This window comes from Sphingopyxis sp. YF1 (assembly GCF_022701295.1).
GTDB lineage: Bacteria > Pseudomonadota > Alphaproteobacteria > Sphingomonadales > Sphingomonadaceae > Sphingopyxis.
On sequence record NZ_CP033204.1, the window covers coordinates 1,146,124 to 1,169,073 of the forward strand.

Sequence of the window (22,950 nt, forward strand, 5' to 3'; positions counted from 1 at the left end):
TGTCGAACGGTTTTGAGGGCGTCCGTTTAGCCCAGTTCCCCCTCCGCCCACGGCCACGGCCGTTCGCGGAACCATTTGGTGATGATGTATTTGCGCCCTTTGCGCACCTTCATCCCGTGGTGGAGCGTGTCGGGGTTGGGGCGGCCGTCGGCAAGGACATTGTTCCACGCGAGCAGCTTGCCCGTTTCGGGCTGGTGCATCTTGCCCGTCGCGAGAAAGCGCGTTGCGCCGCCCGCGGGCGGTTCGTTGAGGTAGATCATCAGCGTCCAGCTGCGCTGGCCCGGCACCGCGCAATAGGTTTCCCAGTCGGCACCGTGCGGGTCGAAATAGTCGGTGTGCGCCTTGAATTCCTCGCCCGCGCCGTAGCGCTGGCCCTGCATCGGTTCGCCAAATTCGAGCGGGATGCCGGTCAGGTCGTGCAGCCGCCGGTTGAGCGCGGCGACAAGCGGGTCGCGATGGTCGAGGTCGCAGGTCGAACTGGTGCGGAACGCCTCGTCGCCATTGGGGTCGGCGATCGTCGAGGGGCGCGCGTCGCGGTCGATCCGGTCGATCAGCGCGGCGCAGCTTTCGGCGTCGAGGAAATGCGCCAGCATGAATTGCGCCAGCTTTTGTGTCGGCGCGCGGCGGATGCCCGGGACGGCGGCGAGCCTTTCGGCGGTGCGGTCGGCGCCCGAAGTGGCCATATCGACGGTCTTGTCGGTCATGGTCGATGTTTAGGGGGCATATGTGACACGAACAATGCTTGACGAACCGGGTGTTGCACGCCTATCGCCGCGCGCTGTCGAGGCGGCTTCCCGCACGGCATGTGGCGACCATAGCTCAGTTGGTTAGAGCGCCGGTTTGTGGTACCGGAGGTCGCGGGTTCGAGCCCCGTTGGTCGCCCCATTTCTCCCGATATTCGAGCGATGGCCCGACCGGCGTCGAATCGGCGTGACTCAAAACCGCAGACCGATTATTACTCCTGCACGTAATTTTTTAACGTGAGGAGGCGCCGATGTCCGCCGTATGGGATTTCGCCGATTTCGACGATCATGAACATATCCACATGTTCCGCGACCGCGCCAGCGGGCTGACCGCGGTGATCGCGGTCCATTCGACCCATCTCGGCCCCGGCGCGGGCGGCGTGCGATACTGGCATTATCCGCAGCGCGCCGCGGCGATCACCGATGCGCTGCGTCTGTCGCGCGGCATGAGCTACAAGAATGCAATGGCGGGGCTGCCGCTGGGCGGCGGCAAGGGCGTGATCCTCGCCGACGAACAGGGGACAAAGACCCCCGAACTGCTCGCCGCCTTCGGGCGCGCGGTCGAGTCGCTCGGTGGCGCCTATGTCACCGCCGAGGATGTCGGCATTTCCGACGCCGACATGGTCGAGATCGCCCGGCAGACGAAGCATGTCAGCGGGCTGCCGGTGGCGAGCGGGGCCGCCGCGGGCGGCGATCCCGGGCCGTTCACGGCACTGGGTGTCTATCTGGGCATCAAGGCCGCGATCCGCGAAGCGCTCGGCACCGACAGCGCCGCGGGCGTGCGCGTCGCGATCCAGGGCGTCGGCAGCGTCGGCGGCAATGTCGCGCGCCAGCTCGCCGCCGAGGGTGCGAAGCTGACGCTCGCCGACGTCAATCTGGCGCGCGCCAAGGCGCTCGCCGAGGAACTGGGGGCCGATCTGGCCGATTCGGCCGCCATCATGGAAATGGAAGCCGATGTGCTGAGCCCCAATGCGCTGGGCGCGGTGCTCAGCGAGGCGAGCATCGACAAGCTGCGCGTCGCGGTCGTCGCGGGAGCGGCGAACAACCAGCTCGCAACCGCCGCCGATGGCGCGCGCATCCACGACCGCGGGATCGTGTACGCCCCCGACTATGTGATCAACGCGGGCGGCATCATCAATGTCGCGCTCGAATATCTGGGGCAGGGCAGCCGCGAAGAGGTCGAGAGCCGTATCGCGCTCATCCCCGGCCGGCTCGCCGATATCTGGGCCGAGAGCAGGACCAGCGGCACGCCGGCATCGGTCGTCGCCGACCGCATGGCGCAGAAGCTGATCGGACGGGGGTAGCCCCGCCCGGGGCCCTCGCGGTCCGCGGGACGGGGAGGGTGGCGCGGTCGGCAAATTCGGCTAAGTCGCTTGCAATGAAGCGGCATCTCTATCTGATCGGCGGCTGGCTGTCGCTCGCACTGGGGGCGGTCGGGGCGGTGCTGCCGCTGCTGCCGACGGTTCCCTTCGTGATCCTCGCCGCCTTCTGTTTTGCGCGCTCGTCGCCGCGGCTCGAGGCGTGGCTGGTGACGCATCCGGCGTTCGGTCCGCATATCGTCGCCTGGCGCGACAAGGGCGCGATCAGTCGCAAGGGCAAGCTCGCGGCGACGCTGGCGTTCGCCGCGAGCATCGTCCTCGCGCTGATCGTCGCCCCCTGGCCATGGATGCTGGCGCCGATCGTCGCGGCGGCGATCGGCGGAACATGGATATGGACCCGGCCCGAGGGGTGAGGCAGGCGCGGCAGCCCGTACGGGCTCAATCCCAGTCGAGGGCGCCCTTTTTCCATTCGTAGATGAAACCGATGGTCAGGATGCCGAGGAAGACCATCATCGCCCCCCACGCCTGCCAGCCGAGGTCGAAGACGGTGACCGCCCAAGGGAACAGGAATGCCGCTTCGAGGTCGAAGATGATGAACAGGATGGCAACGAGGTAGAAACGCACGTCGAACGGGCGCCGCGGTGCCTCGAAGGCGGGGAAGCCGCATTCATATTCGCTCAGCTTCTCGGGATCGGGCGCGTGGGTGCGCGTCGTGCGCGACACCGCCATCGGCAGGAAAACGAACAGCGCCGACAGGAGCAGCGCGATCCCGAGAAAGATCAGGATGGGAAGATAGTCGGTGAGCGCGAAGCTCGCGGGTTCGATGGCGGTGGCGACGGCGGACGCGGGTTTGACGGACATGCGGGCTCCTGTGGGTGGGAGCCGGGCCGTCCCGGGCTTGAACCTGCGGCAGGCAGGGGAGGACGTGGCCTCGCTCGATGATCGGAAATGTCAGGCGGGCGAAGACAGTTTCATCAGCACCAGTCCCGACACGATCAGCACCGCGGCGCCGATTCGCATCGCGCTCGCCTGCTCGCCCAGCACCATGATGCCGACCAGAAAGGCGCCGACCGCGCCGATGCCCGTCCAGATGGTGTAGGCGGTGCCGAGCGGCAGCGATTTCATCGACAACGACAGCAGGGCAAAGCTCGCGACCATCGTCACCAGCGTGATCACCGACGGCACGAGCCGGGTGAAACCTTCCGATTGCTTCATGGAAAACGCCCAGACGATTTCGAGCAGTCCGGCGATAGCGAGATATATCCAGGCCATTGGGGGCAGCCTCCTTCAAAAGCTGCCGGGCCGTCCCGGACATGTTCGACCCGCGGCACGCGCGGGCGAGGACGTGGCCTCTGTTTCCGACCTGGCAGGGGCAGCAGGACTCGAACCCGCGACCCTCGGTTTTGGAGACCGATGCTCTACCAACTGAGCTATACCCCTAGGCCGGAGTGCGCCCTTAGCGGGACTGTGGCGGCGGGGCAAGCGGAATGGCGACAAACGATGGACCCTTCGCTTGCAAAGCATCGCCGCCCTGATATGCGCCTTTGCAGATGACCGTCGCTCCCGCCTCCGATCCCCCGCAGCATTATCTCGGTGGAATCGCGCTCCGGTTGCTTGCGATGCTCAGCCTGTCGCTGATGTTCGTGCTGGTCAAATATATCGCCGAGGCGGGAATCCACATCGTCGAGAGCCTGTTCTGGCGGCAGGCGGTGGTGCTGCCGTTGCTCGCGGTCTGGGCGCTGACGCACGGCGGGCTCGGGATGTTCGCGACGCACCGCATCGGCATCCATGCGCGTCGCGCCGCGATGGGGCTCACCGGCATGGCGCTCAATTTCGGCGGCATGATCTTCCTGCCGATGGCCGAGGCGACGACGATCAACCTGTCGGTGCCGATCATCTGTGTCTTCCTTGCCGCCGCACTGCTCGGCGAACGTGTCGGGTGGCAGCGCTGGGGCGCGGTGATCGTTGGCTTCGTCGGGGTGCTGGTCGTGCTCAATCCGACGACGCTGCTGATGAACGGCTTTGCGGGCGACCACGGGCTCGGCACGCTGATCGCGCTCGGCGGCGCGATGATGACCGCGCTGATCACGATCCAGGTCCGCGACCTCGGCCGCACCGAAAGCGCGCTGACGATCGTCTTCTGGTTCAGCCTCATCTCGCTGGTGCCGCTCGGACTGGCGCTTCCCTTCGTGATGGTGCCGCACAGCGCAGGCGAATGGGGGCTGCTGGTCGGTCTGGGGCTGCTCGGCGCGGTGGCGCAGCTGTCGCTCACCGGCGCGCTGCGCCTCGCGCCGGTGTCGGTGGTGACCCCGATGGATTATTCGAGCCTGCTGTGGTCGATCGCCTGCGGCTGGTGGTTCTTCGGCACGCTGCCCGCCGAGACGACGTGGGTCGGCGCCCCGCTGATCGTCGCCAGCGGCCTGTTCATCGCGTGGCGCGAGCATCGGCTGCACATCGAACGACAGACGGATATTCCCGCATGACCCTTCCGATCCTCTATCATTGCGCCGACGCGCGTTCGCTGCGCTGCTTGTGGGCGGCCGAAGAAGCGGGGCTCGAGATCGATCTGCGCGTCCTGCCCTTTCCGCCGCGCGCCTTTGCGCCCGACTATCGCCCGGTGAATCCGCTGATGACGGTGCCCGGCTGGGTCGAGGACGGCCGGTTGATGACCGAATCGGCGGCGATCTGCGAGCGCATCGCCGAAGGAACGGCGCTCGAGGTCCGCCGCGACGAGCCCGATTATTGGGACTGTCGCAACTGGCTCCACCGCAGCGATGCGACGCTGACCTTTCCGCTCGCGATCATGCTGCGCTACACGCGCGTCGAGGCGCCCGAGCGGCGGCTCGCGCAGGCGGTCGACGACTACAAGGCCTTCTTTGGTGGGCGCGCGAAAAGCATCGAGGCGGCGCTCGCCGACGGGCGCGACTGGCTCGTCGCGGGGCGCTTCACCATCGCCGATATCGCGATCGGATACGCCGCCTTCCTCGCGACCACGCTCGGGGCCGACGATGTGCTCGGCGAAGCGACGAAGGCCTGGCTGGTGCGCTGTATCACACGCGAGGCTTTTGTTCGCGCGCGCGCGCGGCAGAAGGCGGGCTGACATGGACCTCGGGCTGGCGGGCGAAGCGATCGTCATCGTCGGCGGCACGCAGGGGATGGGCTATGCGACGGCGGCGCAGCTCGTGCGCGAGGGTGCGCGGATCGCGCTGATTGCACGCGACACGGCGCGCGGCGAAGCCAAGGCAGCGGCGCTCCGCGCACTCGGCGGCGAGGTGATCGTGCGCGGCGCCGACGGCACGCAGGGCGGTGAGGTCGAAGCCGCCATCCGGTCGGCAGCCGATCATTTCGGCGGGCTCTACGGGCTCGCGGTCACCGCCGGCCCGGTGCTCAGCCACGGCGGTTTCGAGGAACAGGACGACGCCGTCTGGGCGGCGAGCTTCGAGGCGGTGCTGATGACCAGCGTGCGCGCGTGCCGCGCCGCGCTGCCGGTCATCGCCGACTGCGGTGGCGGGGCGGTGGTGCTCACCGCTTCCTATTCGACCCGCGCGGCGGCGGCGCACCTCTATCCCTATGTCGCGATGAAATCGGGGATCGCGGCGCTGTCGAAGAATCTGGCGATGGCTTATGGTCCCCGGGGTGTGCGCGTGAACTGTGTCGCGCCGGGGGCGGTCGCGACCGAGGCGCTGGCGGGGGCGACCGAACAGGCGGTGGCGGCCTATGGCGGCGACCCCGGCGAAGCGCTCGATCGCTGGATGACCGAACAATGGGGCATGAAGGTCGCGCTGGGGCGCGTCGGTCGCCCGCACGAACTCGCCGACCTCTTCGCCTTCCTGCTGTCGAAGCGCGCGGGGTACATGACCGGCGCGATCATCAACCAGGATGGCGGGACACAATTTTTCTGACGGTGCCGCGTCGCGGACGATGGGGCGCGCGTACGGACCCGAGCGGGGTGGTTCTAACGCGCGTCCGAAAGCGCTAGGACAGGTGCATGACCATCCCCGCCGACACGCCGATCCTAACCGCCGCTGCGATGCGCGCCGCCGAAGCGGCGTGCGCAGGGGCGGGGACGTCGCTTGCCGAACTGATGGAGCGCGCGGGGGTGGCGGTCGCCGATCTGGTATGGCGGATGAGCGCGGGCGCGCCGGTGCTGGTCCTGTGCGGGCCGGGGAATAACGGTGGCGACGGTTATGTCGCAGCGCGCCTGCTCGCCGGGCGCGGGGCGGCCGTGCGCGTCGCGGCGCTTGCCGATCCGGCGACCGATCTGGCTAAGGCGGCGCGCGCGGCGTGGACGGGGCCGGTCGAAACGCTGGGCGAAGCGACCGCACCGGCGCCGCTGGTCGTCGACGCGCTGTTCGGCGTCGGTCTGTCGCGACCGGTCGATGCCGGTCTTGCTGCGGTGCTGCGGCGCTTTGCGGGTGCGCGCGTTCTCGCGGTCGATGTGCCGAGCGGGATCGATGCCGACGCGCAGCACGACTGGGCGCCGCCGCTGCCCGCCGACGTGACGCTCGCGCTCGGCGCGCTCAAGCCGGCGCATGTGCTGCTGCCCGCGGCCGCGTCGTGCGGTGCGGTGCGGCTCGCGCCGATCGGTATCGCGGCCGAACGCGCGATGCGCACGCTGCCGGTGCCTGCCGCGGTGACGCCCGACGCGGGAGCGCACAAGTTCACCCGCGGGATGGTGCTGGTCCGTTCGGGCCCGATGCCGGGCGCCGCGCGGCTGGCCGCCGCCGCCGCGTTGCGCGGCGGAGCGGGTTATGTCGTGCTGAGCGGAGCGGAGCACGCGCCGTTCGATGCGATCATCGCGGAGGGGCGCGGGCGCTATGATGCGCGGCTCGACGATCCGCGGCTGGGCGCGCTGGTGATCGGACCCGGCTATCCCGCGGACGATGCGCTCGACGGCGACGTCGCGGTTGCGCTCGACGCAGCGAAACCGCTGGTGCTCGATGCCGCCGCGATCCTGTCGGCGCTGCCGCGCCTGCGCGTGCTGGAGCGCGGGGCGGCGCCCGCGATCCTGACCCCGCACGAGGGTGAATTTGCCAAGGCCTTTCCCGGGCTTGGCGGCAGCAAGATCGAGCGTGCGTGCGCTGCCGCCGCGGCGACGGGCGCGGTGGTGATCCACAAGGGCGCCGATACGGTGATCGCGGCACCCGACGGGCGCGTCGTCGCGGCCTGGCCGGGCAGCCCCTGGCTGGCAACCGCGGGGACGGGCGACGTGCTGGCAGGGGCGTGCGGTGCGATGCTGGCGCGCGGCGGCGATCCCTTCGACGCGGCGGTCGCGGCGGTGGGCTGGCATATTGCCCGCGCGGTGCGTAAAGGCCCCGGCCTTGTCGCCGACGATCTGGTTAGGGAATGAAATGGTTGAAACTGCGCTGATCGAGCGGATCGCCGCGCGCGGCGACGGGGTGACCGCCGATGGCCGCCATGTGACGGGAGGCGTGCCAGGCGACCGCGTCCGCGACGACGGGATCCTGATCCCGGGGCCGAACCGCGCCGAACCCGCGTGCCGCCATTTCGGCAAATGCGGCGGGTGCCAGCTCCAGCATGTCGCCGAAGCCGCGCTTGCCGACTTCGTGCGCGACCGCGTCGTCGGGGCGCTCGAAGGACAGCAGCTCGCCTGCGCCGAGGTGCGCCCGGCGCTGCTGTCGCCGCCGCACAGCCGCCGCCGTGCGGCGTTGACAGCGCTGCGGTCGGGCAAACAGGTCGCGATCGGCTTCAACGCCGCGCAGAGCAACCAGATCGTCGACATGCGGATGTGCCCGCTGCTGCTCCCCGAGCTGTTCGCGCTCGTCGCACCGGTGCGCGAGCTCTTGGGGCTGATCGCGCCGCAGCGCAGGCCGGTGAAGGTCAAGCTGCAGATGCTCGACCAGGGCGTCGAACTGATCCTCGAGGGGGTGAAGGCGGAGGGACTCGACGCCGCGATGGCGCTTCAGGATTTCGCGGGCGCGCACCGGCTTGCGCGTTTCGCGATCGACCAGGGCGATGGGCTGGAGACGCTGTGGCAGCCCGATCCGCCGACCGTGCGGTTCGGTGACATCGCGGTCGAAGTGCCGCCCTTTGCCTTTTTGCAGGCGACCGCGGTGGGCCAGTCGGCGCTGATCGCGGCGGTTGCCGAAGCTATCGGCGAAGCGGGCGCGGTCGCCGATCTCTTCGCCGGCGTCGGTACCTTTGCCCTGTCGATGCAGGCGGGGCGCAAAATCTATGCCGCCGAGGGCGCGCGCGACGCGATCGCGGCGCTGACCGGGGCGGCGAACCGCGCGCGCGCGCTGGTCGCGACCGAGCATCGCGACCTGTTCCGGCGGCCGCTGGTGCCCGCCGAGCTGGACCGCTTCGGCGCGGTGATCCTCGATCCGCCGCGGGCGGGGGCCGAGGAGCAGGTGAAGCAGATCGCCGCGTCCAGCGTGCCCGCGATCGCCTATGTCAGCTGCAACCCGGCAAGCTTTGCGCGCGACGCGAAGATGCTGGTGGCGGGTGGCTACCGGCTCGACTGGGTGCAGCCGGTGGGCCAGTTCCGCTGGTCGACGCATGTCGAGCTGGCGGCGCGGTTTTCGCGCTAGCAAAAGCCGCTCCCCTGAAAGGAAGAGCGGCTTTCTTTGCTCAGTGCAGCACAAATCCGATGAAAGCGTGCACGCACAGTGCGAGCAGCGCGAGGCTGGCGAGCGCGAAGACGGCGAAGCGCCACATCACGCGGTTGACCGTGACCTGGATCAGGCTGTGGATGATGCGCAGGCCGACATAGGCCCAGGCAAGCTGCGCGTTGAGCCCGCCGCCCATGCCGCCGACCGCGAGCGCGATCGCAACCGCGTAGAAGACTGTCGGCTGTTCCATCAGATGGTTGTAGTTGTGCGCCTTCCACTGGACGTGTGGCGGCAGCACATCGTCGAGATTCTTGCCGGTACCGCCGACCATCGTCGCGGCGTCGATCTTGGCGCGGCTCATCGCGGGGATTCGCGTCGCGTACATCCACACCCACATCACCATCGACCACAGCGCCAGCGCGGCAACGGGCCCCAATATCGCGTTGGTTTCCATCGTCTCTTCCTCCCTCAGCCCAAGGTTGCGATCACGGCCAGCGCCGACAGCGCGACGAGGCACAAGGTCGACAGCCCGAAGAGCGCGAAGCGTACCGGGATGCGGTTCACGGTTGCCTGCCACAGGCTGTGGACGATGCGCAGCACGACATAGGCCCACGCGAGCCCGCGGGTCAGCTCGGTATTGCCGCCCGACAGGTGCAGGAAGACGATGACCGCATAGAAGAGCGTCGGCTGTTCGAGCAGATGCGTATAATTGTGCGATTTCCAGTTGGTGTCGGGGGGCAATATCCCCTCAAGATCGGCGCCGCGGCCGCCCGGCGGCGCGGCTTTCAGATCGATGCCCGATTTGGCGAGCGCGCGGAAGCGCGTGACCGCGACCCAGACGAGCATGACCAGCGTCCACAGCGCGAGCACGGCACCGGGCGCGAGAAGGCTTTGCGACATAATTGGCTTCCCCCTTGTTGTCCGGCGGCGATGCTAGGCGGCGCGCGCGGTTATGCAATGGCGGAGTTTCAGTCCCTCGCCGCGATCGCGGCGCGGATCGCGTCGCCGTCGCCGTCGATTTTCGGCGCAAAGCCCAGGTCGCGCTGCGCTGCGGCGCCATATTTCACGGGCGGCTGCATTTCCCAATAACCGCCGACATCGGGGTGGGTGCGGTGGCGGAAAAAGCCCGTGGCGGTCAGGTGCGGGTCGGCGCGAATGTCCTGGAGGTCGCGCACCGGCATTGCAGGAATATCGTTGGCGGCGAAGATTTCGAGCCATTGAGCGGTGGTCTTCGCGGGGGTTCGCGCCGCGATTTCGGTATAGATCAGCGCCATATGCTCGCCCTTCGCGCGCGCGGCTTCATAGTCAGGCGAGGCGAGCAGGCCCTCGCTGCCGAGCAGGCCCATCAGCCGCGCGGTCGAATCGGGGGTGTAGGGTACGATCGCGAGATAGCCGTCGGCGGTCGGGAAGGGCTGGCGCGTCGGATCGAGCTGGCGCGGATAGCCCGCGGCGCCGATCGGCGGGTCGAGCGTGTCGTCGCGCAGATGCTCGGTGAGCATGAAGGCAGCGAAGCATTCGAACATCGGCACCTCGACCGCCTGTCCCTCGCCGGTGCGCAGCTTGTGCACCAGCGCGGCGAGCATCGCCTGCGCACCGAACTGGCCCGCGATCTTGTCGGCGATCAGCGACGGAAAATAGCGCGGGCGCGGATCGCCGTCGACGCGCGGCAGCAGGGTGGTCGTCCCGGTTGCGGCCTGGATGACGTCGTCATAGGCCTGAAGGTCGGCATAGGGGCCGTCCTGCCCGAAGCCGGTGCCGTGGACATAGATGATGTCGGGCTTGAGCGCGCGGCAGCTTTCATAATCGAAACCGAGCCGCGCGATCGCCTTGCTGCGGACATTGTGGAAAAAGACGTCGGCCTCTGCGATCAGCCCGCGCAGCACCGCGGCATCCTCGGGCTTCTTGAGGTCGAGCGCGATCGAGCGCTTGCCGCGGTTCACGGTCAGGTGGATCGACCCCATCGTCGGATCGGGAATGCCGTTGCCGAGGTAGCGTGATACGTCGCCGAGCCCGGGCGCCTCGACCTTGATCACCTCGGCCCCCAGATCGGCGAGCATCTGCGTCGCATAGGGGCCGAAGATGACCGTCGTCAGGTCGATGATGCGGATACCCTCTAGCATGCTCATGCGGCGCCGGCTCCTCTTCCGTGGTGTCCCCGCTTTCGCCAAGCCCCCGGACAGGCGCAACAAAAATCGCCCGGCCGGCTAGTTCCGCGCCGCGCCCGTTCCGGCAGGCACCGCGCTTCCCGCGGCGTAGGCGGCCGAGATGCGGCGATAGGATTTCGACCGGAAGGCGAGCAGGGTCGCGAGCATGCCGAGCAACCCGGTGATCGTGAAGACGATCGCGATGCCGCGTTCGGGGCCGCGCCCGTACCAGTCGCCGATCGCGTCGGCGCCCGCGCCGTCGGTCATCAGCGGCACGAAGAGGAACTGGGTGAGCGGCGCGATCAGGAAGGCGGTGAGCGGCGAGGCGGCGGTCTCGACCGACTGGGCGAAGCCGAAAACGCGTCCCTGGCGCTCGAACGGCACGACCCTTTGCAGCGTCGTATGTTCGGCGGCCTCGGCATAGGGGCCGAGGAACAGCCAGATGAAGACGCCAACCGCGAGAAGCGGGATCGACGACTGGACGGTGAAGACCGCCGCGACCGACCAGCAGACGAGGTTGACGAGCAGCAGCGTGCGCACCGGATTGGCACCGAGCCCCGTACGCGCGATCGTCGCGCCGCTGAGGACGAAGGCGCACGACACGAACGCCCACAGCAGCCCCCATTGCTCGACCGGCATCAGCGACAGGCCGTACGCGTCCATCAGCGCCATGAAGACGCCGCCGAGCAGATTGTTGAAGGCCGCGAACAGGATCAGCGCGAACAGGCCCGAAATGCCGGCGATCAGGCGGAAGGTGCCCGCAAGGTCGACGTGCCGCGGCGTATCCTCTTCGCCCGCATCGCGGCGTTCGTCGACGCGGACGAACAGCAAATGGCCCGCCGCTGCGAGCGACAGCAGCATCGCGAAGCCGAGCGTCGCGACCATCCCTCCCCAGGCGACGAGGAAGCCGCTGATCGCCGAGGTCATCAGGAAGCCGATGCCCGTGACCATGCCGACAAGCCCGTTCGCCTTGTCGCGCTGCCCTTCCGGGATCAGGAGGGTGACGAGCGTCGGCAGTGCGATGTTGCGGATGTTGCCGACGATCGCGCCGAGCATCGTCACCAGTACGAACAGCCACAGCTCCGCCCCGGTCGTCGCGGCGGTGCGGATCGCGGGAAACAGGGCGTAGCCGCCGAGCGCCGCGGCATAGAGCGCGAAGGAGGCAAGGCTCGATGCGATCATCATGCGGACCTTGCGATGATGATCGACGAGGCTGCCGAACCACATGCCGAGCATCGCGGTGAGCACGAGATAGATGCCCGCGATCATCCCGGTCGCGAACACCGACCGCGTTTCGAGGAATATCCAGAAGGTCAGCGCGAACCACACCGTGAAATTGGTGATGTTGGCGACCAGGTTGTTGGCGAGGAGCTGGTGAAAGGGCTGCATGAAGCCCCAGTCTAGCGCCAAGCCGCGGCGATGCCAGCGCTTCGCCGCGGGCCGGCCGGCACGGGCATGTCCCGTGCCGGTGCACCGGTCAGATCACGCCGAGCGAGCGCATCGCCTCGGCGACGCGGACGAAACCCGCGATGTTCGCGCCGAGGACATAGTTGCCGGGGGCGCTATATTCGTCGGCGGTTGCGGCGCAATTGTCGTGGATGCTCCGCATGATCTCCGCGAGCCGCTGTTCGGTCTTGTCGAAGGTCCAGCTGTCGCGCGAGGCGTTCTGCTGCATTTCGAGCGCCGAGGTCGCGACGCCGCCGGCGTTGGCCGCCTTGCCCGGCGCGAACATCACGCCGTTGGTCTGGAACAATTCCACCGCGTCGGGGGTCGAGGGCATGTTCGCACCTTCGCCGACCACCGACACGCCGTTCCCGATCAGCGTCGTCGCATCCTTTCCGGTCAGTTCGTTCTGCGTCGCGCAGGGCAGGGCGATGTCGCACGGCACGTCCCAGATCGTGCCGCCTTCGATATAATGGGCACCGGTGCCGCGCAGGCGCGGATATTCGGAGAGGCGTTCGCGGCGGACCTCCTTGATTTCCTTGATCAGGTCGAGATCGATGCCGTTCTCGTCGACGACATAGCCGTTCGAATCCGAGCAGGCCATGACCTTGCCGCCGAACTGATGGACCTTGTCCATCGCATAGACGGCGACGTTCCCCGACCCGGACACGACGACGCGCTTGCCGTCGAGCGTCGCGCCTTTGGTGGCGAGCATCTGCTGGACGAAATAGACGAGCCCGAAGCCGGTGGCTTCGGTCCGCGCGCGCGATCCGCCGTAGACGAGCCCCTTGCCGGTGAGCACGCCCGCCTCGTAGCGGTTGGTCAGGCGCTTGTACTGGCCGAACATATAGCCGATCTCGCGCCCGCCGACGCCGATGTCGCCCGCGGGGACGTCGGTATATTCGCCGAGGTGGCGCTGGAGCTCGGTCATGAAGGCCTGGCAGAAGCGCATGATCTCGCCATCCGAGCGCCCGCGCGGGTTGAAGTCGGATCCGCCCTTGCCGCCGCCGATCGGCATGCCGGTGAGCGCATTTTTGAAGATCTGTTCGAAGCCGAGGAATTTGACGATGCCGAGGTTCACCGACGGGTGAAAGCGGATGCCGCCCTTGTACGGGCCCAGCGCCGAGTTGAACTGGACGCGGAAGCCGCGGTTGATCTGGACCTGCCCGGCGTCGTCGACCCACGGCACGCGGAAGATGATCTGGCGTTCGGGTTCGCAAATGCGTTCGATGAGGGCGTGGCTGGCATAGTCGGGATGCTTGGCGACGACGCGGCCGAGGCTTTCGAGCACCTCGCGGACCGCCTGGTGGAATTCGGCCTCGCCGGCGTTGCGACGCAACACTTCGTCCAGAACCGGCTGCAACTTTTCATCAATCTTGCTCAAATCGCCCTCCAATTGTCATAATCGGGCGCCGTGTGGATCATTGCGCCGCGCGCATCAAGGCGCGGCGGGCAAGATTTTTTTGGGAAGGGCAAAGCCTTGGTGCCGCGGGAGCGCGGCGCGCAACGCAAAAAAGGGCCGGTGCATCGCTGCACCGGCCCCCTGTTTCGATCGCTTCGGCGGCTCTCAGAAGAGCTTGGTCACCGTCGCGCTGCGGCGTTCGGGCGCGGCCTCGCCCATATAGAGGCTCGCCATCGGCTCGTCGCTGACGGTGTGGATTTCCTCCGCCCCGAAGCCGTTGAACCTGGTCCGCATCGCACACCCATAGGCGCCGAGCATGCCGATCTCGATGAAATCGCCCGCCCGGATGTCGGCCGGCAGGAAGAACGGCCCCGCCATATGGTCGAGGTCGTCGCAGGTCGGCCCGTAGAAGCTGAACGCCAGCATCTCCGCCTCGCTCTCCGGCTTGCGGAGCAGCGACACGGGGAAGCGCCAGCCGACGTGCGCGGCGTCGAACAGCGCGCCATAGGCGCCGTCGTTGATATAGAGTTCGTCGCCGCGGCGCTTTTCGACGCGCACGATCAGCGAGCTGTATTCCGCCGACAGCGCGCGGCCGGGCTCGCACCACAGTTCGGCCGAATAGCTGATCGGCAGGCTTTCGAAGCTGCGATGGATGGTGTCGAAATAGGCGCCGAGCGGCGGGGGTTCCATGCCTGGATAGGACGAGGGGAAGCCGCCGCCGACATCGATGATGTCGACCGTCACCGCCGCCGCGACGATCGCCGCCCGGACGCGCTCCATCGCCTGCGCATAGGCGTGCGGGGTCATCGCCTGGCTGCCGACGTGGAAGCAGATGCCGAGCGCGTCGCTGGCCTGGCGGGTCGCCATCAGCAGTTCGGCGACATCCTCGGGCTCGGCACCGAACTTCGCGGCGAGGCTGAGCTTCGAATGGTCGGACGAGACGCGCAGGCGCACCAGCAGGTTGAGGTCCTGCGCGCCCTCGGTGGCGCGCACGATCTTCTCAAGCTCGTCCATCGTGTCGAGCGAGAAGGTGCGCACGCCGTGCTTCCAATAGGCTTCGGAAATCGCTTCCTCGGCCTTCACCGGATGCATGAAGCAGAGCGTCGCCTGCGGCAGCGTGCGCGCGACCAGGCGGACCTCGGCGATCGAGGCCACATCATAATGTGTCACGCCGCTGTCCCACAGCACGCGCAGCAGGTCGGGCGAGGGATTCGCCTTGACCGCATACATGGTCGTGCCGGGAAAATGGTCGATGAAGAAACGCGCTGCGCGCGCCGCGGCGTGCGGGCGGACAAGCGTGACAGGTTCGACCGGCGAAAGTGCCTGAATCAGCCCGTGGGCGCTATGATGCTGGTGCAACTCAAGGGACCCCCAAAAAATACGTTAAACATCCAAGGCTGCCTTGCGGTTATTGGAAGTCCCCCTGGGGCAGCGGAGGCGCATATATGGTCGGGGGTCCCCCCTGTAAAGACCCTATGCAATCGCCTATGAAAGCGGGAGGTGATTTTGCGCCGGCCGGGGGTTCCGGCACGACAGAATGACGCATTTCTGCCGGTTGCGCCGTGCGCGCCGGTGAACAAGGAGCCGCTGCCCATGTCCACCCGCGCCGACGTCAACCATGATTTCACCGACGCGGAACTCGCCGAACTGGCGGCATTCGGCACCATCGAGTCGCATCGCAGGGGCGATCTGATCGTCGCCGAGGGCACGCTGGCGCCCGACTGCATCGTCACCCTGTCGGGCCACACCGACATTTTCGCCTTCACCGACGACGGCACCAGGCGCGTCGGCTGGATGGAGCGCGGGCAGTTCGCAGGCGACCTGTCGGTGCTGACCGGACAGCGGCACCTGTCGCGCGTCGAGATGGGCGCCGACGGCGAGATATTGCGCATCGCGCACGGTGATTTCCAGCGGCTGATCGCGGGCAATTCGCACTATTCGGATATTTTCGTCCGCGTCTTCGCGGCGCGGCGCGAGTTCAGCAACAACCGCGGTTTCGCGGCGGTGATCGTGCTCGGCCCCGCGCTCGACCGCAGCGTCTATGCGCTGCGCGACCTGCTCGCCCGGCACGGCGTCGCGCACCGCTGGTTCGACCCCGCCGAAGGACCGGTCGCGGCGCACCTGATGGCCGAGCGCGGGCTGTCGGAAGCGCAATTGCCCGCGGTGATCCTCGGCGCCGCCGATCTTCTGGTACAGCCGACCCCCGAGCAATTGGCGGCGGGGCTGGGTCTCGACCTGCTGCCCGACGGGGCGACCGCCGACGTCATCGTCGTCGGCAGCGGCCCCGGCGGGTTGGCGGCGGCGGTCTATGCCGCGTCGGAGGGGCTGACGGTGATCGCGATCGATTCGCTCGCGCCGGGCGGACAGGCGGGCACCTCGTCGAAGATCGAGAATTATCTGGGCTTTCCGACCGGCATTTCGGGGGGCGAACTGGCGCGGCGCGCGACGGTACAGGCGCAGAAATTCGGCGCGCGGATCGTCGCGCCGGTGCGCGCCGCGGCGATCGACCGCGACGGCGATGCCTATTGCCTCAGCCTCGCCGACGGGCGCCGCCTGCGCGGCCGAGCGGTGGTGATCGCCAGCGGCGCGCAATATGAGCGGCTGCCGATCGACGGCATCGAACATTATGAGGGGCGCGGCATCTTTTACGGCGCGACGCCGATGGAGGCGCAACTGTGCGGCAATGCCGAGGTAACCGTCGTTGGTGCGGGCAACTCGGCGGGGCAGGGCGCAATCTACCTCGCGGGCGTCGCGCGCAAGGTGCATGTGATGTACCGCCGCGCCGATTTGCGCGAGACGATGTCCGAATATCTGGTCAAACGGCTGGAGGAGCATCCAAACGTCGAATTGCACGCGGCGACCGATGTCGTTGCGCTGCACGGCGCCGACGCGGGCGACGGGCGGCTGAGCCGCATCGGTTGGCGCGACCGCATGAACGGCGAGGAAGGGGCTTGCGACTGCGGTTTCCTCTTTCTCTTCATCGGCGCGCGCCCGCACACGCGCTGGCTGCCGGCGGAAATGGTGTGCGACGACCGCGGCTTCGTGAAGACCGGCACCGATATCGCGCCGCTCGAACTGGTCAGGGCGGGCTGGTCGCTCGACCGCATGCCGAGCCGCTATGAAACAAGCTGGCCGCGCGTCTATGCGATCGGCGACGTGCGGAAGGGATCGGTGAAGCGCGTCGCATCCTCGGTGGGTGAGGGGTCGGTGGTGGTGAGCGACATTCATGCCGCGCTGGCGGAAATGTCGGGAACCGGCGATTGATCCGCGCGTATCACGCGGTAAGTTTTTGGCATCGAAGCAAAAAAAGAGGGTGAAGATGAGCCTGGCAGCATTGATGATCGTCGTGGCCGCGTCGGGGGCGGGCGAACCGCTGCCCGCGAAGATTGATATTCCCAACGATTTTTCGACCATCATCTGTCCGGACGAAGCGGCCGCGCGCACAATGCTCGACCGATATCACGGCGTCCAGCCGGCGCCGCGGAACCATGTGATCGACACCAGCCTGTTCTTCGAGGGGCTGAAGGCCACCGGATGCACGCAAAACAGCCCCGAGGCCGCATCGACGATCACGATCCAGGGCGTCGTCGCACGCCGGACGCTCGCGCTTGCCGGCGGAAACGAGAGCTATATCGTCTATCGCGGGGTCAATGCGACGGGCGCGGCGCTGGTCGGGATCGTCGATGAGACGGGCAACGACAAACATCCGCGGACCGATTTCGAGCGCTGGCTGTCGGAGTTCATTCCCGACGGCCGCCTCGATTACGCGCCGGGGGACATGAGCGTGGTCTATGCCTGCCCGACGGTCGACGGCGCGCGCGCCGCGGTCCGCGCGATCCCGGCCAAGGGAGGCGACAAGGCGCAGAATGCGGCTTTCGCCAAGGCGCGCGCCGCAAACGGCTGCGTTCAGGCCGCGGCAGGTCCGTACCGGATCGGTGCCCGTCACGAGGAACGCAACATCGCGTGCGGGTTCGAATGCGAGGACGTCTGGAACGCGCTCGCCGCGACCGACGCGCGCGACCGTGCGGTCGGGTTGATCTTCAACGGCTCACACTTCTGATCAGCTGAGCCGCGTCCTGAAATCCTCGTAGCCGAATTCGCGGACCAGCTTCAGTTCATCGGTTTCGCTGTCCCACAGCCAGATCGACGGCAGCGGGACGCCGTTGAAGGTGTTGGTCTTGACCATCGAATAATGCGCCTGATCGAGGAAGGCGAAGCGCTGGCCGATATGGGCGCCGCCGGGCAGGCGATAGTCGCCGATCACGTCGCCCGCGAGGCACGAGGGGCCGCCGAGACGCGTAACCGCGCCGTCCGCTTCCTCGCCCAGCATCGCGGGGCGGTACGGCGCCTCGATCACGTCGGGCATGTGGCAGGTTGCGCTGATGTCGGTGATGCCGATCGGCATGCCGTTGTCGAACAGGTCGAGCACTTCGCCGATCAGGATGCCGGCGTCGAGCGCGACGGCTTCGCCGGGCTCGATCATCACCTCGCAGCCGGTGGTTTCGCGCACGCCCTTCAGGAAGGCGATCAGGTCATCGATCTGGTAATCGGCGCGTGTGACATGATGGCCGCCGCCGAAGTTGATCCATTTGAGCCGGCCGAAGAAGGGCGCGAGCTTCGGCTCGACCGCGGCCCAGGTGCGCGCGAGCGGCGGGAAATCCTGTTCGCACAGGACATGCATATGGATGCCATCGACGCCCGCCATATGCTCGGGGGTTAGCTGGCTTACCGGGAAACCGAGGCGGCTGCACGGCGCGGCGGGATCATATTTCGGAACCTCGCCCTCGCTGTGCTGCGGGTTGATGCGCAGCCCGACGTCGAAGGTTTCGCCGGCGGCGCGAAGCTCATCGAGCAGCGGGCGGAAGCGCGCGATCTGCCCGGGCGAGTTGAAGATCAGATGGTCGGAGAGCTTGGCGATTTCGGGAAGGTCATTCGCCTTGTAGCCCGCGCAATAGGTCGCGACCTCCTTGTCGCCGTGCGGCCCGCCATATTCCTCGCGCCCGAGCTTCGCCTCATAGAGGCCCGAGGCGCAGACGCCGTCGAGCGTGCCCGCTACCGTGGAGCCCAGCGACCACATCGAAAAGGCCTTGAGTGCCGCGAGTACGCGCGCGCCCGACGCGTCGCCGATATGGCGCAGCACCGCCAGGTTCGCGCGCACCTTTGCCGCGTCGACGACGAAGGCGGGCGAGGGGACGCGGGTGAGGTCGAAATGGGCAAAGGCCCCGGGGTCGCCGGCTCTGGTTTCCATGGCGGCGCATGTAGGGGTTTTAGGGTGCTGAAGGAAGGGGTGTCGCTATGCCACCGGTACCTTCACATTGCCGCTCGCCGTCTGCACCGAATAGCTGAAAGGATTGTCCTTCCACCCCGTCTTGGCGCCGCCGTGAACGCCGTCGCGGCGGATGACCGCGATGCCGCCGCTGATCCGATAGCCCGCGTCCTCGATGCGCTTGATCGCCGCTTCGGCCGCGGCCTGCGGGTGCATCCCGCCGCGCATCAGTTCGACCGCGTGATAGGTCGGCAGAAAGCGCATCATCACGTCGCCATTGCCCGTCGCGACCGCGCCTCCGACCGCCTGGTCGCCATAGGCGCCCGCCCCCGGGATGGGCGAGTCGCCGACGCGGCCGGGGATCTTGAATTCGCGGCCGTTGGTCGAGCAGCCGACGGTGAGATTGCCCGCGGCGTCGAGCGCGATGCTGCCAACGGTGTCGTGCCCCGCGAGCCTGTCGTCGCGCGCGATCGGTTCGGGGCCGAAGGCATCGGACCTTTCGCCCTTTTCGGCCCATTTGGCGAAGGCTGCCTGCGACTTGGGGCCGGTGAGCGAGGTTTCGGTGAAGCCCATGCGCGCGGCGAAGCGCGTCGCGTCGTCGCCGACGATCAGCGTGTGCTGCGTTTCTTCCATCACCTTGCGCGCGACCGAGATCGCCTTCTTGACGCGTTTCAGGCAGCCGACGGCACCGATGTCGTGCGTCGGTCCCCACAGGATCATCGCGTCGAGCGTCGTTTCGCCGACTTCGTTGGGCACGCCGTCGGCGCCGACCCAATAGTCGCCGAGCAGTTCGACATGGTTGATCGCGGCCTCGACGACGTCGAGCGAGGATTTTCCCTCTGCGAGCATCGGCCAGCCGATGGCGTTGGCGCCCGGACCGAAATCCCAGGTTGTGAGGATGAAGGGCTTGCCGACGGGGATGGGGGCCGGCTTGGCCGGTTTTGCGGCTTCGGCCGCGACCGGGAGCGCCGCGAGACCCGCCGCACCGACGGCGAATCTGCGCCGTGAAATCGCCTTGTCGTCTGCCATGTTGATGTCTCCCCTGAGGGAGAGGCTAGTCCAAAACTGCGCAAACACAATCCGTTCGCCCTGAGCTTGTCGAAGGGCTGTTCTTTCTTTTGGTGTCAAAGAGAAGGACGGTGCTTCGACAAGCTCAGCACGAACGGAGAAAGGGAGGTCATCTCAAGCCGCAATCGGTCCCTTGAAGATGAAGAAAGCGCCGCCCGCAATCAGCAGGAAGCCGACAAGGTGGTTGAGCGTCAATTTCTCGCCGAGCCAGAAGACCGCGAAACCCGCGAAGACGATCAGCGTGATCACCTCCTGCATCGTCTTGAGCTCGGCGGTCGAATAGACGCTGTGGCCGATGCGGTTGGCGGGGACCGCGAGGCAATATTCGAAAAAGGCGATACCCCAGGCGAGCAGGATCGCGAGCCACATCGGGCGCGAAAGGTCGCCGAGGTGGCCGTACCAGGCGAAGGTCATGAAGATGTTCGAGAGGACGAGCAGGCCGATGGGCAGCAGATAGGGTGTCATGGGGCGTCCTTCGTCTCGCGCGTCAGCGGCAGCACGTCGCGGAGCAGCGCGGCGAAAAAATGCCCCGGCTCCTCGACCATCGGCATATGCGCCGAATGTTCGAGCCAGACGAGCTTTTTGGACGGCGCCTTCACCTTGGCGAACCAGTCGGCCGCGACGGGCGAGGGGACGGTGTAATCGTGGCGGCCGAGAAGGAACACGATCGGCACGTCCATCGTGTGCACGCGCTTGAAACTCACGTCGGCGAGGCGCGGCCACAGCGTCGTTACCGAAAATTCGCTGCCCTTGCCCCACGCGGCGATGTCGGCGGGGTCATATTCGGGCGAGAGGCGCGGGGTCTGGAAATAGAGTTTGAGGTCAGGCTTGTTGTAGATGAGCGAGCCGTAGGGGATCGCATATTTGCGCCAGCCGTCGGCCTTGGCGATCGTGAAGTCGCCCGCCGGATAGGGGGCGAGCGCGTCGATCGCGGCGACGGCTTCGGTGTCGCCCGCCGCAAGCGCCTTCGCGCGCGTCCACGCCATGCCGGCCTTTTCGCCCTCGCGAAAATCGATGCCCTGGCCGACCCCGACATAGGCATGGAGCAGATCGGGGCGCTTCACCGCGACCGACAGGCCGACGATCGAGCCCCAGCTGTGCCCCATCAGCACGACCTTTTTCTTGCCGTAGCGCTTTTGCAGCAGTTCGATCAGTTCGATCGCATCGTCGCGATAGCGTTCGGGAGTCATCGTCGGCGCGAGCGTCGCGGGATCGTTCAGCGGATAGCTGCGTCCCGCGCCGCGCTGGTCGTACTGAACGACGGTGAAGACATCTTCCCACGGGCGCTGGAACGCCCAGGCGAAGGGCATCTCGACCGCGCCGGGGCCGCCGTGGACGAAGATCAGGACCGGGTTGTCGCGATCGGCGCCACGGACGTTGACGACCTGACGCGCGCCGCCGAGCGTCGCCTCGAACGTCTCCTCCACGCCGTTCGGGGTGACGATCCGGCCGATATCGGCAACGATCGCGCGGGCGGGGGCGTAGGGGTCTTCGCTCTGTGCGGCGGCGGGGGACGCGAATGTGATCGCCGTGATGATTGCGAAGACCAGTCTCATGAAATGCCTCTCAATCATTCGGGCACAAAAATACCCCGTTCGCCCTGAGCTTGTCGAAGGGCCGTTCTGTCTTTGCAACATCGAAAGAAAGAACGGTGCTTCGACAAGCTCAGCACGAACGGGGTTTCATGTCGTTAGCGCTAGTCCTGGACCGGGCCGACGATCAGAAATCCAGCGGAGCGTCCAGCTCCTTCACCTGCCACGGCAGGCCGTGCTTGTTCAGCATGTCCATGAAGGGGTCGGGATCGAACTGTTCCATGTTGAACACCCCGTCGCCCGACCAGGCGCCCGTGACCATCATCGCGGCGCCGATCATCGCGGGCACGCCGGTGGTGTAGCTCACCGCCTGGTTGCCGGTTTCGGCATAGGCGTCCTCATGGTCGCAGATATTGTAGAGGTAGAGCGTCTTTTCCTTGCCGTCCTTGCCAAGGCCGGTCGCGATGACGCCGATGTTGGTCTTGCCCTTGGTCGTCTCGCCGAGGCTCGACGGTTCGGGAAGCACGGCCTTCAGGAACTGTAGCGGCACGATCTCGCGGCCTTCGTAGATCACCGGGTCGATCCGCGTCATGCCGACATTCTGCAGTACGGTCAGGTGGGTGATATAGGCCTCGCCGAAGGTCATCCAGAAGCGGATGCGCTTGATTTCGGGCAGGTGCGTTTTCAGGCTTTCGATCTCCTCATGATACATGAGGTACATCGTCTTTTCGCCAACGGCTTCGAAGTCGAACGTCTGCTTCACCGACATCGGCGGGGTTTCGACCCAGTCGCCATTTTCCCAGTGACGCGCGACCGCGGTCACTTCGCGGATATTGATCTCCGGGTTGAAGTTGGTTGCGAAATGCTGGCCATGATCGCCGCCGTTGCAGTCAAGGATATCGAGCGTGTCGATGCGGTCGAAATGATGCTTCCTGAGCCAGGTGGTGAAGACGCTGGTGACGCCGGGGTCGAAGCCCGAACCGAGCAGCGCCATCAGCCCCGCATCCTTGAAGCGGTCCTGATAGGCCCATTGCCAGTGATATTCGAACTTCGCCTCGTCGCGCGGTTCGTAGTTCGCGGTGTCCATATAGTGCGCGCCGGTCGACAGGCACGCTTCCATGATGGTGAGGTCCTGATAGGGCAGCGCGAGGTTGACGACGTGCGTCGCGCCGATCGAGCGGATCAGCGCCGCGGTCGCGTCGATATGGTCGGCGTCGACCTCGGCGGTCTTGATCGTGACCCCGATGCGTTCCTTGACCGATTCGGCGATCGCGTCGCACTTGAACTTGCGGCGGCTGGCGAGGGTGATGTCGGGGAAGATGTCGGGGTTCATCGCCATCTTGTGCACCGCGACCGAACCGACGCCGCCCGCGCCGATCACCAAAACCTTGCTCATCGTGAAAATCTCCTGTCCGCGAACCTATGCGGCTTGCCTTGTATGCGCCGCCCTATAGGACGAAG

General features: G+C 67.0%; 23 protein-coding genes and 2 tRNA genes. 10 read left to right on the forward strand and 15 right to left on the reverse strand.

Annotated features, from left to right (window positions below; genetic code table 11):
- Nucleotides 1-26: 26 nt before the first annotated feature.
- Nucleotides 27-704 (reverse strand): 2OG-Fe(II) oxygenase, encoded by a 678-nt coding sequence (locus EAO27_RS05610; RefSeq protein WP_242777962.1) that lies wholly within the window; start codon nucleotides 702-704, stop codon nucleotides 27-29.
- 104 nt (nucleotides 705-808) lie between these two features.
- On the opposite strand from EAO27_RS05610, the gene EAO27_RS05615 reads away from it, so the two are divergent.
- The 3 genes from EAO27_RS05615 to EAO27_RS05625 all read left to right on the forward strand — a co-directional run bounded on the left by EAO27_RS05615 (nucleotide 809) and on the right by EAO27_RS05625 (nucleotide 2,475).
- Nucleotides 809-885: transfer RNA gene (locus EAO27_RS05615), tRNA-His, on the forward strand.
- 109 nt (nucleotides 886-994) lie between these two features.
- Nucleotides 995-2,047, forward strand: a complete 1,053-nt coding sequence (locus EAO27_RS05620) for a Glu/Leu/Phe/Val dehydrogenase dimerization domain-containing protein (RefSeq protein WP_242777965.1) — start codon at nucleotides 995-997, stop codon at nucleotides 2,045-2,047.
- 74 nt (nucleotides 2,048-2,121) lie between these two features.
- Complete coding sequence (locus EAO27_RS05625; RefSeq protein ID WP_242777968.1) at nucleotides 2,122-2,475, forward strand: YbaN family protein; 354 nt, start codon at nucleotides 2,122-2,124, stop codon at nucleotides 2,473-2,475.
- Between the two features lie 25 nt (nucleotides 2,476-2,500).
- Here the strand turns inward: EAO27_RS05625 and ndhC are convergent, their stop codons facing one another.
- The 3 genes from ndhC to EAO27_RS05640 form a co-directional block, all read right to left on the reverse strand.
- Nucleotides 2,501-2,923 carry an NADH-quinone oxidoreductase subunit A gene (gene ndhC, locus EAO27_RS05630; RefSeq protein ID WP_242777972.1) on the reverse strand — a complete coding sequence of 141 codons (423 nt, stop codon included), beginning with the start codon at nucleotides 2,921-2,923 and terminating at the stop codon, nucleotides 2,501-2,503.
- A 90-nt stretch (nucleotides 2,924-3,013) separates the two neighbouring features.
- Nucleotides 3,014-3,334 (reverse strand): quaternary ammonium compound efflux SMR transporter SugE, encoded by a 321-nt coding sequence (gene sugE, locus EAO27_RS05635; protein WP_242777975.1) that lies wholly within the window; start codon nucleotides 3,332-3,334, stop codon nucleotides 3,014-3,016.
- A 92-nt stretch (nucleotides 3,335-3,426) separates the two neighbouring features.
- Nucleotides 3,427-3,502 (reverse strand) — tRNA-Trp (locus tag EAO27_RS05640).
- A gap of 110 nt (nucleotides 3,503-3,612) precedes the next feature.
- On the opposite strand from EAO27_RS05640, the gene EAO27_RS05645 reads away from it, so the two are divergent.
- From EAO27_RS05645 to EAO27_RS05665, 5 genes are all read left to right on the forward strand, one after another.
- A complete protein-coding gene (locus tag EAO27_RS05645; RefSeq protein WP_242777977.1) occupies nucleotides 3,613-4,545 on the forward strand; it encodes a DMT family transporter in 933 nt (310 codons plus the stop codon).
- Nucleotides 4,542-5,162: a glutathione S-transferase gene (locus tag EAO27_RS05650; RefSeq protein ID WP_242777980.1), complete on the forward strand. Its 621-nt coding sequence runs from the start codon at nucleotides 4,542-4,544 to the stop codon at nucleotides 5,160-5,162. Before EAO27_RS05645 ends, EAO27_RS05650 begins: the two co-directional genes overlap by 4 nt.
- 1 nt (nucleotide 5,163) lies before the next feature.
- The gene (locus EAO27_RS05655) at nucleotides 5,164-5,964 is read left to right on the forward strand and encodes an SDR family oxidoreductase (protein ID WP_242777983.1); all 801 of its coding nucleotides are present in this window, start codon (nucleotides 5,164-5,166) and stop codon (nucleotides 5,962-5,964) included.
- An 86-nt stretch (nucleotides 5,965-6,050) separates the two neighbouring features.
- Nucleotides 6,051-7,412, forward strand: a complete 1,362-nt coding sequence (locus EAO27_RS05660) for an NAD(P)H-hydrate epimerase (protein ID WP_242777985.1) — start codon at nucleotides 6,051-6,053, stop codon at nucleotides 7,410-7,412.
- A 1-nt stretch (nucleotide 7,413) separates the two neighbouring features.
- On the forward strand, nucleotides 7,414-8,613 hold the full coding sequence (locus EAO27_RS05665) for a class I SAM-dependent RNA methyltransferase (RefSeq protein WP_242777988.1): 1,200 nt from the start codon (nucleotides 7,414-7,416) through the stop codon (nucleotides 8,611-8,613).
- 40 nt (nucleotides 8,614-8,653) lie between these two features.
- On the opposite strand, the gene EAO27_RS05670 is transcribed toward EAO27_RS05665, so the two are convergent.
- The 6 genes from EAO27_RS05670 to EAO27_RS05695 all read right to left on the reverse strand — a co-directional run bounded on the left by EAO27_RS05670 (nucleotide 8,654) and on the right by EAO27_RS05695 (nucleotide 14,982).
- A complete protein-coding gene (locus EAO27_RS05670; protein ID WP_242777991.1) occupies nucleotides 8,654-9,088 on the reverse strand; it encodes an MAPEG family protein in 435 nt (144 codons plus the stop codon).
- Between the two features lie 14 nt (nucleotides 9,089-9,102).
- Nucleotides 9,103-9,534, reverse strand: coding sequence for an MAPEG family protein (locus EAO27_RS05675; protein ID WP_242777995.1), 432 nt, complete (start codon nucleotides 9,532-9,534; stop codon nucleotides 9,103-9,105).
- Between the two features lie 68 nt (nucleotides 9,535-9,602).
- Nucleotides 9,603-10,760 (reverse strand): CoA transferase, encoded by a 1,158-nt coding sequence (locus EAO27_RS05680; protein ID WP_242777998.1) that lies wholly within the window; start codon nucleotides 10,758-10,760, stop codon nucleotides 9,603-9,605.
- A gap of 78 nt (nucleotides 10,761-10,838) precedes the next feature.
- The gene (locus EAO27_RS05685; RefSeq protein WP_242778001.1) at nucleotides 10,839-12,188 is read right to left on the reverse strand and encodes an MFS transporter; all 1,350 of its coding nucleotides are present in this window, start codon (nucleotides 12,186-12,188) and stop codon (nucleotides 10,839-10,841) included.
- Nucleotides 12,189-12,255: 67 nt separating this feature from the next.
- Nucleotides 12,256-13,605, reverse strand: a complete 1,350-nt coding sequence (gdhA, locus tag EAO27_RS05690) for an NADP-specific glutamate dehydrogenase (RefSeq protein WP_242778004.1) — start codon at nucleotides 13,603-13,605, stop codon at nucleotides 12,256-12,258.
- A 183-nt stretch (nucleotides 13,606-13,788) separates the two neighbouring features.
- Nucleotides 13,789-14,982: a type III PLP-dependent enzyme gene (locus EAO27_RS05695; RefSeq protein ID WP_242778007.1), complete on the reverse strand. Its 1,194-nt coding sequence runs from the start codon at nucleotides 14,980-14,982 to the stop codon at nucleotides 13,789-13,791.
- A 234-nt stretch (nucleotides 14,983-15,216) separates the two neighbouring features.
- Between EAO27_RS05695 and EAO27_RS05700 the strand changes: the two genes are divergently transcribed.
- The gene (locus tag EAO27_RS05700; protein ID WP_242778010.1) at nucleotides 15,217-16,887 is read left to right on the forward strand and encodes an FAD-dependent oxidoreductase; all 1,671 of its coding nucleotides are present in this window, start codon (nucleotides 15,217-15,219) and stop codon (nucleotides 16,885-16,887) included.
- A gap of 55 nt (nucleotides 16,888-16,942) precedes the next feature.
- A complete protein-coding gene (locus EAO27_RS05705; RefSeq protein ID WP_242778013.1) occupies nucleotides 16,943-17,683 on the forward strand; it encodes a hypothetical protein in 741 nt (246 codons plus the stop codon).
- Here the strand turns inward: EAO27_RS05705 and EAO27_RS05710 are convergent, their stop codons facing one another.
- The 5 genes from EAO27_RS05710 to EAO27_RS05730 form a co-directional block, all read right to left on the reverse strand.
- Nucleotides 17,684-18,871 (reverse strand): carboxynorspermidine decarboxylase, encoded by a 1,188-nt coding sequence (locus tag EAO27_RS05710; RefSeq protein WP_242778016.1) that lies wholly within the window; start codon nucleotides 18,869-18,871, stop codon nucleotides 17,684-17,686.
- Between the two features lie 45 nt (nucleotides 18,872-18,916).
- Nucleotides 18,917-19,918 (reverse strand): N(4)-(beta-N-acetylglucosaminyl)-L-asparaginase, encoded by a 1,002-nt coding sequence (locus EAO27_RS05715; protein WP_242778019.1) that lies wholly within the window; start codon nucleotides 19,916-19,918, stop codon nucleotides 18,917-18,919.
- A 153-nt stretch (nucleotides 19,919-20,071) separates the two neighbouring features.
- Nucleotides 20,072-20,422: a DMT family protein gene (locus tag EAO27_RS05720; protein ID WP_242778021.1), complete on the reverse strand. Its 351-nt coding sequence runs from the start codon at nucleotides 20,420-20,422 to the stop codon at nucleotides 20,072-20,074.
- Nucleotides 20,419-21,513: an alpha/beta hydrolase gene (locus EAO27_RS05725; RefSeq protein WP_242778026.1), complete on the reverse strand. Its 1,095-nt coding sequence runs from the start codon at nucleotides 21,511-21,513 to the stop codon at nucleotides 20,419-20,421. Before EAO27_RS05725 ends, EAO27_RS05720 begins: the two co-directional genes overlap by 4 nt.
- A 163-nt stretch (nucleotides 21,514-21,676) precedes the next feature.
- Nucleotides 21,677-22,885 (reverse strand): saccharopine dehydrogenase family protein, encoded by a 1,209-nt coding sequence (locus tag EAO27_RS05730; RefSeq protein ID WP_242778029.1) that lies wholly within the window; start codon nucleotides 22,883-22,885, stop codon nucleotides 21,677-21,679.
- Between the last annotated feature and the right edge of the window lie 65 nt (nucleotides 22,886-22,950).